The 15,049-nt window shown below is 60.2% G+C and carries 13 protein-coding genes; 5 read left to right on the plus strand and 8 right to left on the minus strand.

Annotation, left to right across the window (positions count from 1 at the left end):
* Window positions 1–53: 53 nt before the first annotated feature.
* The 4 genes from SR894_RS22205 to SR894_RS22220 form a co-directional block, all read right to left on the minus strand.
* Entirely contained in the window at window positions 54–812 is a 759-nt protein-coding gene (locus SR894_RS22205; protein WP_223288290.1) for a helix-turn-helix transcriptional regulator, read from the minus strand.
* Window positions 813–818: 6 nt separating this feature from the next.
* Window positions 819–1,589 (minus strand): SDR family oxidoreductase, encoded by a 771-nt coding sequence (locus SR894_RS22210; protein WP_223288289.1) that lies wholly within the window; start codon window positions 1,587–1,589, stop codon window positions 819–821.
* Between the two features lie 66 nt (window positions 1,590–1,655).
* A complete protein-coding gene (locus tag SR894_RS22215; protein ID WP_223288288.1) occupies window positions 1,656–2,444 on the minus strand; it encodes an SDR family NAD(P)-dependent oxidoreductase in 789 nt (262 codons plus the stop codon).
* The gene (locus SR894_RS22220) at window positions 2,434–3,252 is read right to left on the minus strand and encodes a MoaF C-terminal domain-containing protein (RefSeq protein WP_223288287.1); all 819 of its coding nucleotides are present in this window, start codon (window positions 3,250–3,252) and stop codon (window positions 2,434–2,436) included. The genes SR894_RS22215 and SR894_RS22220 overlap by 11 nt, the downstream gene beginning before the upstream one ends.
* A gap of 263 nt (window positions 3,253–3,515) precedes the next feature.
* Between SR894_RS22220 and SR894_RS22225 the strand changes: the two genes are divergently transcribed.
* The gene (locus SR894_RS22225) at window positions 3,516–4,910 is read left to right on the plus strand and encodes an APC family permease (protein WP_223288286.1); all 1,395 of its coding nucleotides are present in this window, start codon (window positions 3,516–3,518) and stop codon (window positions 4,908–4,910) included.
* 68 nt (window positions 4,911–4,978) lie between these two features.
* A complete protein-coding gene (locus tag SR894_RS22230; protein WP_223288285.1) occupies window positions 4,979–8,017 on the plus strand; it encodes a cytochrome P450 in 3,039 nt (1,012 codons plus the stop codon).
* 184 nt (window positions 8,018–8,201) lie between these two features.
* Here SR894_RS22230 and SR894_RS22235 read toward each other — a convergent pair whose 3' ends face one another.
* The 3 genes from SR894_RS22235 to SR894_RS22245 all read right to left on the minus strand — a co-directional run bounded on the left by SR894_RS22235 (window position 8,202) and on the right by SR894_RS22245 (window position 11,232).
* Window positions 8,202–9,491 carry an NAD(P)/FAD-dependent oxidoreductase gene (locus tag SR894_RS22235; RefSeq protein WP_223288284.1) on the minus strand — a complete coding sequence of 430 codons (1,290 nt, stop codon included), beginning with the start codon at window positions 9,489–9,491 and terminating at the stop codon, window positions 8,202–8,204.
* 93 nt (window positions 9,492–9,584) lie between these two features.
* Window positions 9,585–10,010 (minus strand): Rid family hydrolase, encoded by a 426-nt coding sequence (locus SR894_RS22240; protein ID WP_133732279.1) that lies wholly within the window; start codon window positions 10,008–10,010, stop codon window positions 9,585–9,587.
* Between the two features lie 82 nt (window positions 10,011–10,092).
* Window positions 10,093–11,232, minus strand: a complete 1,140-nt coding sequence (locus SR894_RS22245; protein WP_223288283.1) for an ornithine cyclodeaminase family protein — start codon at window positions 11,230–11,232, stop codon at window positions 10,093–10,095.
* Window positions 11,233–11,572: 340 nt separating this feature from the next.
* On the opposite strand from SR894_RS22245, the gene SR894_RS22250 reads away from it, so the two are divergent.
* The gene (locus SR894_RS22250; RefSeq protein WP_133732281.1) at window positions 11,573–12,664 is read left to right on the plus strand and encodes a helix-turn-helix domain-containing protein; all 1,092 of its coding nucleotides are present in this window, start codon (window positions 11,573–11,575) and stop codon (window positions 12,662–12,664) included.
* Window positions 12,639–13,127 carry a PIN domain-containing protein gene (locus SR894_RS22255; protein WP_133732282.1) on the plus strand — a complete coding sequence of 163 codons (489 nt, stop codon included), beginning with the start codon at window positions 12,639–12,641 and terminating at the stop codon, window positions 13,125–13,127. Before SR894_RS22250 ends, SR894_RS22255 begins: the two co-directional genes overlap by 26 nt.
* A 90-nt stretch (window positions 13,128–13,217) precedes the next feature.
* Here the strand turns inward: SR894_RS22255 and SR894_RS22260 are convergent, their stop codons facing one another.
* Window positions 13,218–14,096: a YicC/YloC family endoribonuclease gene (locus SR894_RS22260; RefSeq protein WP_133733168.1), complete on the minus strand. Its 879-nt coding sequence runs from the start codon at window positions 14,094–14,096 to the stop codon at window positions 13,218–13,220.
* 159 nt (window positions 14,097–14,255) lie between these two features.
* Here SR894_RS22260 and rph point away from each other — a divergent pair, with 159 nt between their 5' ends.
* Window positions 14,256–14,978, plus strand: a complete 723-nt coding sequence (gene rph / locus SR894_RS22265; RefSeq protein WP_170834128.1) for a ribonuclease PH — start codon at window positions 14,256–14,258, stop codon at window positions 14,976–14,978.
* The last annotated feature ends 71 nt before the right edge of the window (window positions 14,979–15,049 follow it).

Below are 15,049 nucleotides of genomic sequence, written 5' to 3' on the forward strand. Positions count from 1 at the left end.
AAGAAGGCAACTGCGCTGAGGGCTTCATAGCCTATTGAGCAGGGTGAAGCGGGCTACGAGTAGAGTCGCCCGACCAACTCGGTGCGGTTGGTGACATCGAATTTACGATACAGATGATCGAGGTGGGTCTTGATCGTGGAGGGCGCAATGCCGAGCTCACGCGCCATGACCTTATTGCTCAAACCCTGGCGTACCAGCGGCAAAAGCTGCGCCTCACGCTCGGTCAACGGCCTGTGGTGGAGTTCGGCCTGCGCCGGGGCAATCTCACTGGCGCGGGTCGAGACGGCCAGCTGCAGCATTTCCTGAAGCGATTGCAGCGTGTTCAGTTCCTGGGGGGTAAAACTCCCGAAGCGTGATTTGCGCAGCAACGACATGCCCATCACCGGGCGGTTCCGGCGGTAGAACATGACTTCGGTTACATCCACGACATCGTGCTGGCTCAGAAACGTCTGATACCCCTCATTACGCTGTTTCGATTGAAGCGCCTGGGCATCGCGCAGTGACACGACACCTCGGCCGATCTGCTGGCAGTAACCGGGCTGAAGCGGGTCAAGGTGCCGGTAGCGGCGCAGGTAGCTGTCGTGCATCTGCGTGGGATCGCCGTAAAGCTGGAAATCAAACGCACTCAGTCCGTCGTCGATATGGTAGAACGCTGCCAGCGAAGCGGGCACGGCACGGGTGAAGGCGTTCAGACAGTAGACACCCAGTTCCTGGGGAGACTGCATGGCTAGCCGACTCCATGTTGATTGATACCTCCAACATAGCGAGTCGGCCGTGTGCAAGCAACGGAAATTTGTTGCCCAATGACCCATAGTGGCTCAGTCGAGCGCGGTCACGCTTTCCGGCAGCAGAGCGCCGCCATCGACGATGATGGTCTGGCCAGTGATGTACTTGGCCAGATCAGAGCCCAGAAACAGCATGGCGTTGGCGATGTCCTCCGGTGCCCCCAGGTGGCCCAGCGGAATGCCGCGCTCGAGGCGCTGGCTGTGCTCGTCGTCACCGAGGTTGTCCATCGCCGGGGTGCGGATCATGCCCGGCTCGACGCCGTTGATGCGGATGCCCAAACCGCCCATTTCCAGTGCGGTGTTGCGGATGAAGCCGTTAACCGCGGCCTTGGACGCGGCATAATGGGTCAGCCCCGGATACGCGACCCGATTGCCGGTGACCGAGGAAGTACACAGGATCACGCCCTGCCCCTTCTGCTTGAAAGAAGGCAGCAGCGCTTGTGTCATCCAGAACAGCGACTGCACGTTAACGGCGAAGGTGCGTTCGACCTGGTCAAGGGTGAGATCTTCAAAGGGCGTGAGCGGAAAGTAGCCCGCGTTGTGCACCAGCACGTCGATGGGGTCGCTGACCGCTATCATGGCGCGTGTGGTGGCCTCATCGGAGAGATCCACGGCGTAAGCCTGAACCCGATGACCCTCAGCCGTGAGCTTTTCAGCTACCCGCGTGGCCTGGTCGCCGTTGATGTCGGCCAGCGTGACGCGGGCACCGGCCTCGGCAAAACGGGTCACGATAGCCTCGCCGATGCCCTGGGCACCGCCGGTGACCAGTACGTGCTGGCCGCTGTAATCGATACGAATACTCATGAACGGACTCCATTGATCCGGGACAGGGCAACCGGGCCATGGGCAGCCCGGTCGCCCTGTCGTCTCCTAGAGGGCCTCGAAAGCGAGGGTGGGGGTGTCGACGATATGCGAGCCGCCGTCGGCCATGATCATGCTGCCGGTAATGATGGCGGAGGCCGGGCTGATCAGAAAGTGACAGACCTCGGCGATTTCGTGGGCACTGGCTGGCCGCCGCAGGGGCACGTGCTGCGTCACACGGGCGTAGGCATCATCGAGGGACTCGCTGTAGTGCGCCATCAGCGGCTGCATTTCTTCATCGGCCATGGGCGTTCGAATCCACCCCGGGCAGACACAGTTGACCCTCACGCCCTGAGGGCCGAAGTCACGAGCCATGGAACGTGTCAGACCCACAATCGCGTGCTTGGCGGTGGTGTAGCCGCAGACCTCACCACCGGCCTGAAACGAAGCCAACGACCCCAGCAACACCATGGTGCCCTGCTGCTTGATCAGGTGTGGCAGACAGGCGCGTGCGCTGTAGAAGGCGGTATCCAGATTGAGACGCATCGATTGATGCCAGTCATCGTCGGACATCTCGGTGGCCGTGCCGAGGCCGTGGCCCCCCGCGCTGCAGATCAGGCTGTCGATCCGGCCATAGGCCTCGAGAATGCGCTGGCAGAACCCCTCCCACTCGGTGGCGCTGGCGGCGTCGCCGGCGAGCACCAGCCCGCCGGTGTCCGCCGCCAGCGCCTCAAGAGGTGCCTTGCGACGTCCAATCAATACGACGTTATGGCCAAGCGCGGCCTGCTGACGCGCGCAGGCTTCACCCACGCCGGTGCCGGCGCCGGTGATGACGACGGTTTTGGTATCAGAGGTCATCGGGGTACTCCGTATCGGCCAGGCGCTGACAGTAAGAAGCCATCGGGAAGTTGGCCAGCGGCGCGTCTTCGGTATCACCAACGCCGAAGATCTTGCCGTCGCTGCGGTGATTCTGTTCATCGATCATGACGATGCCGAGCGTCGGGACGATCTTCTCGCGCCAGATGAACAGATAAAGCTCATCGGCAATCTTGTAATAGTGGCAGGCATCAGTGTCGCACAGCCCCTGCTCCACGCCTTTCAGGCAGTGCCAGGTGTAGAAGTTCTCGTTCAGATAGGTATGTTCGTACACCTCGGTCGGACTGTAACGGTAGAGGTTGCGCACCCCGATCAGCTCGTCGGTCTTGGCATGCGGGCAGGCGCCGTCGCTGTAGGGTTTGTTCACCGCGCCGTGGCTGATGTCGACCTTGACGTCGGTCAGCGGGCGGCCGCCCAGTGCGCGCTCATAGAGGCCGGTTTTGATGACATCAAACGTGGGCAAGGTGCCGATGACCTGAGTGTAGCTGTCAGTCAGGGTATCCAGCACCACGGTGTACGAAGTCGCCGGACGGGTGCGTTCATCCAGCCAGTCAAGCAGATAGACACGTTCACGTAACGATGTGATGCGCACCTTGACCGCCTCGCCGCCATCGATGGCCAGCTGATCCTGATCGAACTCGATACGGCGAACACTGCCGTCGGCGGCGTGCAGTTCAACCTGCTTGCCGGTGAGGTCTGCCGAGTTGTCCAGCGCATAGGAACCCGTCGCGAAGCCCTTTTCAAGGCCAGCAACCGAGATCCAGTCAGTGTGGGAAGGAGTTGTTGTCATGGGGTTGTCTCCTGAGACAGGGGTAAGGTGTAAGGCAACCAATGGCCACGTACATTTTTATCGTCGGCGCTGTTAAGCCGCCTGGGTATCCCCCGGATGGGGGAGGCCGGCCGTGATACAGGAGAGTTAAGACAGAAGTAGGCAGGCAGGGGAAAATTTCTGGCAGAAGAGAACAAGAATGGTCGGTGAGTAAGGTGCAGATTGGATATCAGGTTGTCCGTGTCAACCAAACAAGAATTCAACCGGCCAGGAGATTACTCATCATGCTCAACACCTCGAAGGCGGGCCCCGCGCCCCAGGTAAGCGCCCCTGCGCGTCAACACATCGGTTTCAAGACCATGATCGCGATCTGTGTGGGAACCGTGGTGGTGCAGGGCGCCATGGCATCGGCATTGATGGGCTTTGGCATCGGCGGCTTGAGTTTTCTGGCCGCCATGCTGGTGGCCACCTTGCTTGCCGTCTGCAACGCCATGTCCTTCTCGGAACTTTCGCTGATGTATCCGCAGGCGGGCACGCTTGCCACCTATACTCAAAAGGCCATCGGTCATTTCCCGGCCATCGTCTCGGTGTTTGCAGGCTACGTGGTGGTGGCCATCTTCGCGATTCCTGCCGAATTTCTGCTGGTGGATGCCCTGCTGCAGACGCTGTTCCCCGAAATGCTGCCGTCGCATCTGGTACCAATCCTGCTGCTGGCGACGCTGGCCGTGCTCAATATTCTCGGCACCGACGTCTTCGCCAAGCTTCAGAACGTGTTCACCTTCGCCATGATCGTTGCCATCTTACTCGTGGGCGCCACCGCCCTGCTCCAGCCGCCGTCGCCGGAGGTGGCTCAGGCCGCCGCAGGCATCGACTGGGGCATCGGAGGCATTGTCGACGGCAGCTTTATCGGCCTGGTCGCCCTGGCCATGTGGATGTTCGTCGGCTGTGAGTTCATCTGCCCGATGATCAACGATATTCGTCAGCCGGAAAAGCGGATTCCCCGCGCTATGTTCCTGTCGCTGGGCATCATCTTTGTGCTGTTCTCGATCTTCTGCCTCGGCGCCGGCCACTATCTTTCCGTTGAGACCTTGACCACCTCGCCCCTGCCGTATCTAGATCTGGTCAATAGCGTGTTTGGCAAAGCGGGCCTGATTATTGCCACCGTAATGGGCGTGACCGCGACCTGCAGCACGGTCAATACCGTGCTTGCCGCCGTACCGCGCATGCTCTCGGGCATGGCCGATAACGGCCAGGCGTTTTCGATCATGGGCAAGATGCACCCGCGCTATAACACGCCCTGGGTCGGCATCACCTTTCTGGCGCTGGGCGTGGTCGTGCCTTTTTTGCTGATCGAACCCGATCAGATCATCGCGCTGGTGATCGCTGCGGCGACCAGTTGGCTGTTTGCCTACATCGTCGCGCATATCGATGTGATGGTGCTGCGTCGTCGCCGCCCCGAGCATCGCCGCCCTTACCGCACGCCCTTTTACCCGCTGCCGCAGATTCTGGGCATCATCGGCATGGCCTACGTGGCAGCCAACGCTTCCCCATCGCCTGAGATGACCACCCTGATCTATACGCTACTGGGCGTGGTGCTGGGTATTGTCAGCCTGATTGCCATCGTCTGGGTCAAGTTCAAGATGAACAAGGGGCTGTTCGAGCCGGACCTGAGCGATTAGAACCGCTCAAGATAGAGCATGGGGCGCCGGGCGTAAGCACCGTCTAAGTGCCCCTTCATGGAGATCCTATGAATAAGCCAATGAAAACTCGCCCCGCCCCCGTGGCAAACTGGGTCGATCTCAAGACACTGTATGACGATCCGTTTCCAATCTACGAACGCCTGCGGCGCGAGGGCGGGGTTCATTGGGTGCCCAGCGTCAACCGCTATCTGATCACCAGCTACGACGCCGTGATTACCACCGAGCACGACCAGGAAACCTATTCAGCCAACGAAACGGATTCGCTCCAGATCCGCGCCATGGGGCATTCGATGCTGCGCCGCGACGACCCGGAGCACTACCGCGAGCGCCGCCAGTGGCAGAGCGTGTTCAAGCCCAATGCGGTTAAAAACGTCTGGACGCAGACCTTTCATGAAAAGAGCCGCGAACAGTTGACCCGCTTCATCGACAAGGGGCCGGGGGCCGATCTGATCTGGGATTTTTCAGCGCCCTTTGCCGCCGAATGCCTGAGATCACTGCTCGGGCTCTACAACGCCTCGGCGGAAGATCTTCAGCGCTGGTCGCAGACGCTGATTGATGCAACCGGCAACTACGGCGACGACCCGGACGTTTGGGCCGCGGGCAAGCGCTCTTTCGATGAAGTGGATGTCGCCCTCGATGAGATGCTCGAGTGGCACCTTCACAACCGCGACCACTCCCTTCTCTCCTCGCTGCTCTCCTCCCCCGAGGATCAGATGCCGCTGGAAAAGATTCGCGCCAACATCAAGATGAGCATCGGCGGCGGTTTGAACGAGCCCCGGGACGCCCTGGGCGTGGCGGCTTGGGCGATGTTGACCCACCCCGACCAGCGCCGGACGGTGGAACGCGACCCGAGACTATGGTCGACGGTGTTCGATGAAACCATTCGCTGGGTAGCGCCCATCGGGCTTTATTCACGCCAGACTACGAAACGCACCGTGCTGGCCGGCGTCGAGCTGCCGGAAGGGGCACGGCTAGGCATTTGTATTCTCTCGGCCAACCGCGATGAATCGATCTGGGATCGCGCGGACAAATTCGATATTTACCGCGAGGTCAAACCGCACCTGGCGTTCAGCAAGGGCACGCATGTGTGTCTGGGCGCCCGGGCGGCGCGGGCCGAAGTGGCCGAAGTGGCACTACCGCTGCTGTTCGATCACTTGAAAGGGCTCGACCTCCACCCCGACCGCGATCCCACCATCGGCGGTTGGGTCTTCCGTGGCATGCTCTCGCTGCCGGTGACCTGGCGCGACGTGAAGCCGCTCGCCAAGGGGCGCGTGCCCGTTTCTACGGGTGGGCCAACGCCCTCGGCAACGGAAACCGAGGCGACCCCGCACGTCGCCATTGTCGGCTCTGGGCCGGCGGGCTGCTTTACGGCAAAAGAAGTCCAGCGCCGCATGCCCGGCGCCCATATCGATCTGTTTGACCGCCTCCCCGTACCCTACGGTCTGCTGCGCTACGGCGTGGCAGGCGATCATCAGGGCACCAAAGCCGTCTCACGCCAGTTTGATTGCCTGTTCGATGCGCCGAACGTGCGTTTTATCGGCAATACGACCATCGGCCAGCAGGTGTCTTTCGATGCGCTGCGCACGAACTACGACGCCGTGGTGCTTGCCTCCGGTGTACGTGCGGATCGGCCGCTGGAGATTCCCGGTGACCTGCTTACGGGCGTAGTGGGTGCGGGCAGTATTACCCGCCGACTCAACGGCCACCCGGACGAGACCGAGACGCCGACGCTTGGTCGGCGCGTGGCAATCTTGGGCCAGGGGAATGTAGCCATCGACGTGTTGCGGCTGCTGTCGATTCGCGCCGCCGAACTCGAGGGCAGCGACATCGACGACGCCGTTCACGGGAAGCTGACACGTGAGATCGATACGCTGCACATCATCGGCCGCTCGAGCGCGGAGAAGGCCCGCTTCGACCCGGTGATGATCCGCGAGCTGGGCGGCTTTTCAGCTATTCGGCATCGCCTTCACGGTGTCGATCTGGATAGCGTGCCGGAAGGCAAGGATGCCCGGCTGGACGCGCTGCGTACGCTACCCGGGGCAGACAGCGTCGACCTCGAGGGCGAGCCGCGGATGATGGTCGAGTGGTGGTTCGAGACAGTGCCCAAACGCATCGATGGGCAGGCGCAGGTCGAAGGTATCACTCTGCGTCATGGCGGCGAGACCGTCGCGCTGGCGCTGGATTCGGTCATAACCGCCATCGGTTTCGTGCCCGACCCGGAGGACGCCATAGCACACGCGCTCGCCGAGTATCCGGCGGTATCTGAGACCGGCCGCGTCGAGGCGGGGCTCTACCTGGCCGGCTGGTTGCGCCGCGGCGCCCGAGGCACGATTCCCGATCAGCGCACCGACGCACGGGCACTGGCTGGCGTGATTGGCGCGGATATCGCGGCAGGTGAGGTGCACTGCACTCGCCAGGGGCTTAGCCCTCATGAAGAGGCCACCGACATCGACGGCTGGCGGCGTATCGACCACCTAGAGCGTACCCAGACCTCTCCAGGGCGGGTACGCACCAAGCTGGCCACGCTGGAGGCGCTTTTGGCGTCGGCGCGGGATGAGTCGCTGGTGGTCGAGCGTGCGTCGCACCTCAATACGGGTGACGGCGACAGCCTGGGCGACCTGGCGGTCAGCATTCTATTCGGCACCGAGTCCGGCAATGCCGAGCTGGTCGCCGAGGAGCTCGAGCAGGCCCTTGATGGGCGCTGCGCGGTTGACGTGGCCGATCTGAGCGATGTTGACCCGCACTCGCTCGACCCGACCCGGTTCTACCTCATCGTCTGCTCAACCTACGGCGATGGCGAGGTGCCAGGCGGCGCCCAAGATTTCTACGCGACGCTGCGCGATGATGCTCCCGACCTATCCGGCGTGCGTTTTGCGAGCATGGGGCTGGGCGACAGTAGCTACACCAGAACCTACTCACGCGGCGGCGAACTGCTCACCGAGGCGCTACTGGCCTGTGGCGCAACGCGAATCGGCGAGTTTGGCCGTCACGATGCCAGCGGATCGCTTGCGGCCTCTGAGGTCGCTCTGGATTGGGCAGAGGGCGTACTGAACCTGGTGGCGAGCGAAGAACCATCGCCGCCATGACAATCGCAATCCGACCAGACCGGGTCTCGAGGCTGGCAAAAGACGTCCAGCCAGGACGAGCCTGGCGTTTTCTCGGGTGAGATTTTGGATATATGGAGCAGAAGGAGGTTACGGCTGTTCCAGAAGCCACCGTTAGCTACGCCCCTGGGTGTGGGCAGAGCGTGACATAGACGCTCCGCACAGTTTAGAACCTCCCGAACCGGTAAGGCCTTGGATCAATGATCGGCTCGTTGTTCATGATCAGATCCGCGGCGAGCTGGCCGGCCGCCGGCGAGGTGCCAAAGCCGTGGCCGGAGAAGCCGGAAGCCAGGGTCAGCCCCGGCACGCCGGGCACCGCATCAATGACCGGGTTGGAGTCCGGTGTGATGTCGATCATGCCTGCCCAGGCTTCTTCGATGGTCGCCTTTTCGAACACCGGCCATGCCGCGGACAGATTGTGGTGGGCATCACGGTTGAGCATTTGATTGATCGGCGGATCCAGGGTGCGCACGCGTTCGAAGGGCGAGTTGCCGTTTTTCCAGCGCCGTGGCAGCGCGAGATCCCGCCAAAAGTGCTTGCCCAGCGATATCCGCAAAAGCCCCCGCTGGGCGCGCAGTGCGATTAAATACTTGGAGCCGACCAGCAGATGATCCAGCGTCAGCGGGGCATCAAGTGCACCACGCTGGGTCACGATGAAGCCGCCATCCTTGTGCTTTCGAAAGGAGAAATCCGGCCCGCCAACGGCGCTGTTGGTGGGGCCTTCCATGGCGCCGGTTCGAAACACCGACAGAATCAGCGGCAAGGTGGGCAGGGAGATGCCGATATTGCCCAGAAACCGCCGGGACCACATGCCGCCAGCCAGCAGTACCTGATCGCAGCGAATTTCGCCACGCTCGGTTACCACCCCACTCACCTGCCCGCCGGTGCGGGTAATATTGCGCACTGCACAGTGTTCGACGATGACCGCGCCCCGTGCAATGGCCGCCCGAGCGATGGCGCTGGAGGCAAGCGTAGGCTCGGCGTAGCCGTCAGATGGCGTGAAGATGGCGCCAGCCCAGTCACCGCGACCGCCCGGCACCTGCGCGTCGATCTCGCGTGCGCTCAACAGTCGGGAGTCCAGCGACAGCGCCGCGACCGAATCGAGCCAGGCTTCATGCACGGCGAGCTGATCGGGCGTGCGCGACAAAAACATGATGCCCGACTGGCGATACCCCACGTCGCTGCCGGTGCGCTCAGCCATGGTGGCCCATAGCCGGTCGGAAGCCAGCGCCAGCGGCACATCCTCGCCGTGGCGGCTGGTCTTGCGAATCCAGCCCAGGTTGCGGGAGGACTGCTCACCGGCGATGCGGCCCTTTTCCAGTACCGTGACGGGCACGCCGCGCTCGGCGAGCGTCAGGGCAGCGGTCAGGCCGATAATGCCGCCACCGATGATGACCACGGTGGTCGAGGCGGGAAAGTCGTTGGAGGTCTCGACGGGTGCGATAGTCGGTGCCATGAACGCGTCCTGATCGGTTGATCGTTCAACGCAGTATGCCCGGGTCAGGCCGGCCATACCGCGTTGGATCAAGTTATAGGGCCGAACGACGCCTCACTGAGCGGAGGTGTCGATCCGGATGGTCTCGGCGCTGCCGGCGCCTCGGTAAGCGGTCACTTCCAGCTCGACCTTGTAGACCTCGGCGCCGAGCGGCGGGCAGGTGACGGTAATGACCGGGTCGACGCCGCGCATGGTTTCGCCGAACAGGGTCATGACCGTTTCAGTGTCGGCTGGGTTCTGAATGAAAATCCTGGCAGATACCACGTCGGAAAGGTCGCTATCGACGGCTGAAAGCCCGCGTTCGATGTTGGCGAAGACCTGCTTCAACTGCTCACTGACGTCGTCTGGAATCTCCTTGGTGTCCGGGTTACGCCCGGCAGTGTTGGAGACAAGGATCCAGTTGTCGACGGCCACCACGCGTGAATAGCTGGCGTGTTCCTCGAATTTGGAGCCGGTTTTGACCTTGGTGATCGTAGTCATTAGAGAACGCTCGCTTTGCAATCAATGAGAAGGGCGAGCATCAGCCGAGAGGCGATGCCCGCGGATGAGAGATGCCGACGCCTTATTTCAGCGCGGGCTCATCCCACAGGTTCAGCTTGACGCCGATGCCCTGCTCCACGGCCTTGCGGTAGACGACCGTGGCCCAGGCAACGTCTTCGACCGGCATGCCGCCGACCGACATCATGATGATCTCCTCGTCGCTCTGACGACCCGGGCTGTCACCGGAGACGATAGCGCCCAGGTCTTCCAGCGCGCTGGCCTCGAGGGTGCCGGCATGGAGCATGTCCATGAACTTCACGCCGACCAGCGGAATCACGTTATGGGCGGGCTTGGGCACTTCCTCGTACCAGGCTTCGTAAAGGCCGGTGTCATCGAGCACCTTGCGGATATCCGGCGCTTCCATGCCGGCATCGAAGTTGCACGGCGCCGGCATTGCCAGAAAGGCGCCGGGCTTGACCCACTCGCGCTTTACCATCGGGTAGAGGTCGGGATTGCCGACTTCGCCGGAGGCGCAGTAGGTCACGATGTCGGCATCGCGCACCACCGCTTCCTCGGAATCGACGACCTGGAGGTTGGTGACCTGCGGGTAGTGCTCCTTCACCCACTCGATGAAGCCGTTGATGTTCTTCTCGCTGCGCCCCTTGATCTTGATGGTGTCGATCTCCGGGCAGACCGCCATGAACGCAGCCACGCTGGTCCGGCCCATTACCCCTGGGCCCAGCAGGCCGATAACGCGGGAATCCTTGCGGGCCAGATGGCGAGCGCCGACACCCGGCACGGCGCCGGTGCGGTAGGCCGACAGCAGGTTGGCCGACATGTACGCCAAGGGTGCAGCGGTGTCCGGGTCGGTCAGCGTGAACATCAGGATGGAGCGGGGCAGGCCCTTTTCCCGGTTGGCGATGTTAGAGCCGTACCACTTCACACCGGAGGTGCAGAAGCTGCCGCCCAGATAGGCCGGCATCGCCATCATGCGGCGATCGGCAGTCGGTTTCGGCATGGTGGAAAACGGCGACTCCTCTGGGAACATGATCATCGCGCCGTGGGAGTCGTTGTTGGGCCCAGCCATGCGGTAATCGCCGATGTGAAGCAGGTGGAAGACCTCTTCCATGGTGTCCACACAGGCGGCCATATCGGTCACGCCGGCACGAATCATGTCCTGCTCGGAGAGGTAGATAAAATCAATCTTGGTGTTGTTGCCCATGATGGAGTCCTCGATGCGTTCTTGTTGGAATGCGGTGCATTTCATATTGCGCATCTCAAGGCCAGGGCGTTAGCACAGATCGGCAACTCGGTCGTGGGCATCGACCAACGGCTAAAAGCACGAACGGTTTGCTGGGCGGGGAGGGACGCTGTCAGCGTTCGAGTCAGAGCTGCGTCAAAAATAGCCTGGATCTACATCCCTGACTTCCTGCCAACATGTGATCCATCACATGAACTTCCCTCATGAAGTGCTCCATATCTAAACAACACGCCAGGTTGACAGATTTTAAAAATTTAACCATATTGTCAACTTAAACCGCCCTGACATAAGGTAATACGTCATGCTGCATGATCGTCTACATCGTGCGCGTGTCCTTAAGAATATGACCTTGCAGCAGTTAGCCGATCTGCTGGGGGGCATAACCAAGCAAGCTCTGTCGAAATATGAACAGGGCAAGGACGCGCCCAATTCGACTCGCTTGATCCAACTAGCGGACGCACTTGGGGTTAACCCTGAGTATTTTTTCCGTTCAGACTCAGTAGCGCTGGGAAAAGTAGACTTCCGTAAGCACTCTGCCTTCGGAAAACGCCAGCAAGAAGCCGTCAAGGAGCAAGTGCGTGAGCACCTTGAGCGCTATTTAGCGGCAGAGAGCCTGTTCCAAACCGGCCAATCACCTGATGAATTTTCCAAATGGCATAAGCGTTTTTCCGTATCCAGTATCGATGAGGTTGAACAGGCAGCTAATAAACTCCGTGAAGAATGGCAGCTTGGGCTAAACCCCATCGCCAATCTGACTGAAACCCTGGAAGAAAACGGCATTAAAGTCGTCAGTCTTAAGGCCCACGAGAAATTCGATGGGCTTTGCGCCCTCGTCAACGATGGCGCGGATGCCGTTATTGTCAGTAATACTGAGCGTCCTGGTGAACGCCAGCGTTTTAATCTCGCCCATGAGCTAGGACATTTGGTTATGTCACTACCAGAGGAGCTTCATGGCACTCGGGATGAAGAAAACTGGTGCCACCGCTTTGCCGGGGCGTTTCTTTTTCCTGCAAATCAAGTGCGCGTCACCTTTGGTGAGCACCGCAAACGGGTGCTGTTCCAAGAGTTCCTTTTGGCCAAGGAGGAGTGGGGTGTTTCTATTCAAGCCACTTTGCGCCGGTTATATGACCTGGATATCGTTAGTTCGAGCTTCTATCAGAACACTTTTCGCCTATGGTCGATGAAAGGTTTTCGAAAAAGTGAACCTGGTCGACAAGAGCCTGAAAAATCCTATCGCCTGAAGCAATTGGTTTACAGGGCGCTGGCTGAAGGACTGGTTACTCCTTCAAGAGCAGCGGAGTTACTCAGTGTAAGCCTCGGCGAGATTGAGGAAATCATGGCAAACGGACAGGCAGGTGACAGTGAGCATGTCAGCGAAAATTCTTGTCTCTGATACCAATATCTGGATAGATCTTCACCACAGTGGCCTGCTAGAAACCGTGTTTGCCCTACCTCACCAGTTCGTCACCACCGACTTTGTGTGGCGGGAGCTGAAAAAGCCCCCTGGCCAAGAGTTAACGGGATTAGGCCTTGTGGTTGAGGCATTCAATGGTGAGGAAGTTGCAACGCTTTTTATGCTACGCCAAACATTGGGTAATTCCTCACTAGCGGATGTGTCGTGCTACTTCCTAGCCAAGGAAAGAGGCTGGACGCTGCTGACCAATGACGGCGCGCTCAGGAAATCAGGTCAGAAAAGCCAGCTAGAGGTTCGTGGTGTTCTTTGGATCCTGGATGAACTGGAAGCCCATGCGCTTCTTGCTCCAGGCCAGTTGGCCGATGCTTTGGAAACGATGCTGGAAGCGGGTGCCTGGCTACCGGAAGACGAATGCCATCAACGGCTAAGTCGATGGCGATAAGGTATTTCCGTGAAGGTGTCGTATCGCTATGACGCCTGCCGCATTTTCTTTAACAACTACAACGCTCCCCTGAAGCACCATCATTGGAAGTCACTCAATATTCTGAATCTGCTCCCTCATCTGCTCAATCAACACCTTCAACTCCACCGCACAGCGTGTCGTCTCCGCCACCACAGACTTTGACGAAAGCGTATTGGCTTCCCGGTTAAGCTCTTGCATTAGGAAATCCAAACGGCGGCCTTTGGGGCCTTTCTGGGCGAGCTGGTGGCTTACTTCTTCGATATGCGCCGTTAGACGATCCAGCTCTTCATCCACATCAGCTTTTTGCGCCACCAGCACCAGCTCGGCTTCCAGGCGCTGCGGGTCGAGTTCGGTTTTGGCAACCTCCAGGCGCTCTAGCAGTTGGGCGCGTTGGCGCTCCAAAATCTGCGGTAGCAGGCTGCGCACGTTGGCGACCTGCTCACTTACTGCCGCCAGGCGGGTGGTGATCATCTCAGCGAGCTTTTCCCCTTCACGGGCGCGAGCGTCAATCAGCTCATCCAGTGCTTGGTCAAACAGCGCTTTGGCGGCGGCCTTGATGGCCTCTTGGTCAAGGTGCTGGGTTTCCATCACACCGGGCTGGTTGAGTAGCGCAAGCGTGGTGGGTGGCACGGCGCTGGGCACTTGCTGCTGTATGGCGGCAAGCGCATCAGCAATGGCGGCTAAGCGGGTGCTGTTAACGGCGGGGGCTTGGGCGGTTTCGGCGCTCTCAAAGCGAACACTGCACTCGACTTTGCCACGAGCTAAACGGGTGCGCAGCGCTTCACGCAGCACTGGCTCCAGGTCACGCAGGCTTTCGTGCAGGCGGAAGTGAGGCTCTAAATAACGCTGATTCACTGAGCGAATTTCCACCTGCAGCGTGCCAAACGGGGCAGCCTGCTCGGTGCGGGCAAAGGCGGTCATGCTGTGTACGCGGCTTGAAGTGGCCATGTTTCATCCTAATAGAGAACAACGGTGTATAAAGCATTGCCAACAGTCTACCCGATAGGCCAATCAGCGCACTCCCAGACGTGTACAATGGAGGGCTTTTCCCAGTTGTGCGTTTATTGAGAGGTACTATTTGTGAGCAGTGCTAAGCGTCCTGATGTTGTGCGCCCCAGCGGTCGCGAAGCCGACCAGCTCCGCGAGATTCGCCTGACCCGCGATTACACCCGTCATGCGGAAGGCTCCGTACTGGTGGAGTTTGGCGATACCAAAGTGCTGTGTAATGCCAGCGTAGAAGCCGGTGTACCGCGCTGGCTGCGCGGCAAGAATCAGGGCTGGGTCACCGCTGAGTACGGCATGCTGCCCCGCGCCACTCACACCCGTAGTGGCCGTGAAGCGACCCGCGGCAAGCAAGGCGGCCGCACGCTGGAAATCCAGCGTTTGATTGGCCGCAGCCTGCGCGCCGCGGTGAATTTGAAGAAGCTGGGTGAGTTCACCATTACCGTGGATTGCGATGTGATCCAGGCCGATGGCGGTACCCGTACCGCGGCGATTACCGGGGGCTGCGTAGCACTGATCGATGCGATCCGTTATCTGCAGCGCGAGAAGAAGATCAAGGGCGATCCCTTCAAGCAGTTGGTGAGCGCCATTTCCGTGGGTATTTATAAAGGCGTGCCGGTGCTGGATCTGGACTACCCGGAAGATAGCAAAGCCGATACCGACCTGAACGTGGTAATGACCGAAAGCGGCGAGCTAATCGAAGTGCAAGGCACCGCCGAGGCAGGCGCTTTCACCCGTGCCGAGCTAAACGACATGCTCGATTTAGCCGAGAAAGCAGGCGATGCGCTTCGCGATCATCAGCGTGAAGCGCTGGGTATTCGTGGGTAATGAAGGTAAGGAGTAAGACGTAAAAAACAACAGGCCAGCATTTAGCTGGCCTGTTGTTTGTCACCCCGGCT

The organism is Vreelandella neptunia, from assembly GCF_034479615.1.
Taxonomy (GTDB): Bacteria; Pseudomonadota; Gammaproteobacteria; order Pseudomonadales; family Halomonadaceae; genus Vreelandella; species Vreelandella neptunia.

Bases quoted from the DNA above. Each gene is read 5' to 3' on its own strand.
- SR894_RS22255 (WP_133732282.1), top strand. From the start codon at position 12,639: ATGTCAGCGAAAATTCTTGTCTCTGATACCAATATCTGGATAGATCTT.
- SR894_RS22230 (WP_223288285.1), top strand. From the start codon at position 4,979: ATGAATAAGCCAATGAAAACTCGCCCCGCCCCCGTGGCAAACTGGGTC.
- SR894_RS22240 (WP_133732279.1), bottom strand. From the start codon at position 10,010: ATGACTACGATCACCAAGGTCAAAACCGGCTCCAAATTCGAGGAACAC.
- SR894_RS22235 (WP_223288284.1), bottom strand. From the start codon at position 9,491: ATGGCACCGACTATCGCACCCGTCGAGACCTCCAACGACTTTCCCGCC.
- SR894_RS22225 (WP_223288286.1), top strand. From the start codon at position 3,516: ATGCTCAACACCTCGAAGGCGGGCCCCGCGCCCCAGGTAAGCGCCCCT.
- SR894_RS22215 (WP_223288288.1), bottom strand. From the start codon at position 2,444: ATGACCTCTGATACCAAAACCGTCGTCATCACCGGCGCCGGCACCGGC.
- SR894_RS22210 (WP_223288289.1), bottom strand. From the start codon at position 1,589: ATGAGTATTCGTATCGATTACAGCGGCCAGCACGTACTGGTCACCGGC.
- SR894_RS22220 (WP_223288287.1), bottom strand. From the start codon at position 3,252: ATGACAACAACTCCTTCCCACACTGACTGGATCTCGGTTGCTGGCCTT.
- SR894_RS22250 (WP_133732281.1), top strand. From the start codon at position 11,573: ATGCTGCATGATCGTCTACATCGTGCGCGTGTCCTTAAGAATATGACC.
- SR894_RS22245 (WP_223288283.1), bottom strand. From the start codon at position 11,232: ATGGGCAACAACACCAAGATTGATTTTATCTACCTCTCCGAGCAGGAC.
- SR894_RS22205 (WP_223288290.1), bottom strand. From the start codon at position 812: ATGGGTCATTGGGCAACAAATTTCCGTTGCTTGCACACGGCCGACTCG.
- SR894_RS22260 (WP_133733168.1), bottom strand. From the start codon at position 14,096: ATGGCCACTTCAAGCCGCGTACACAGCATGACCGCCTTTGCCCGCACC.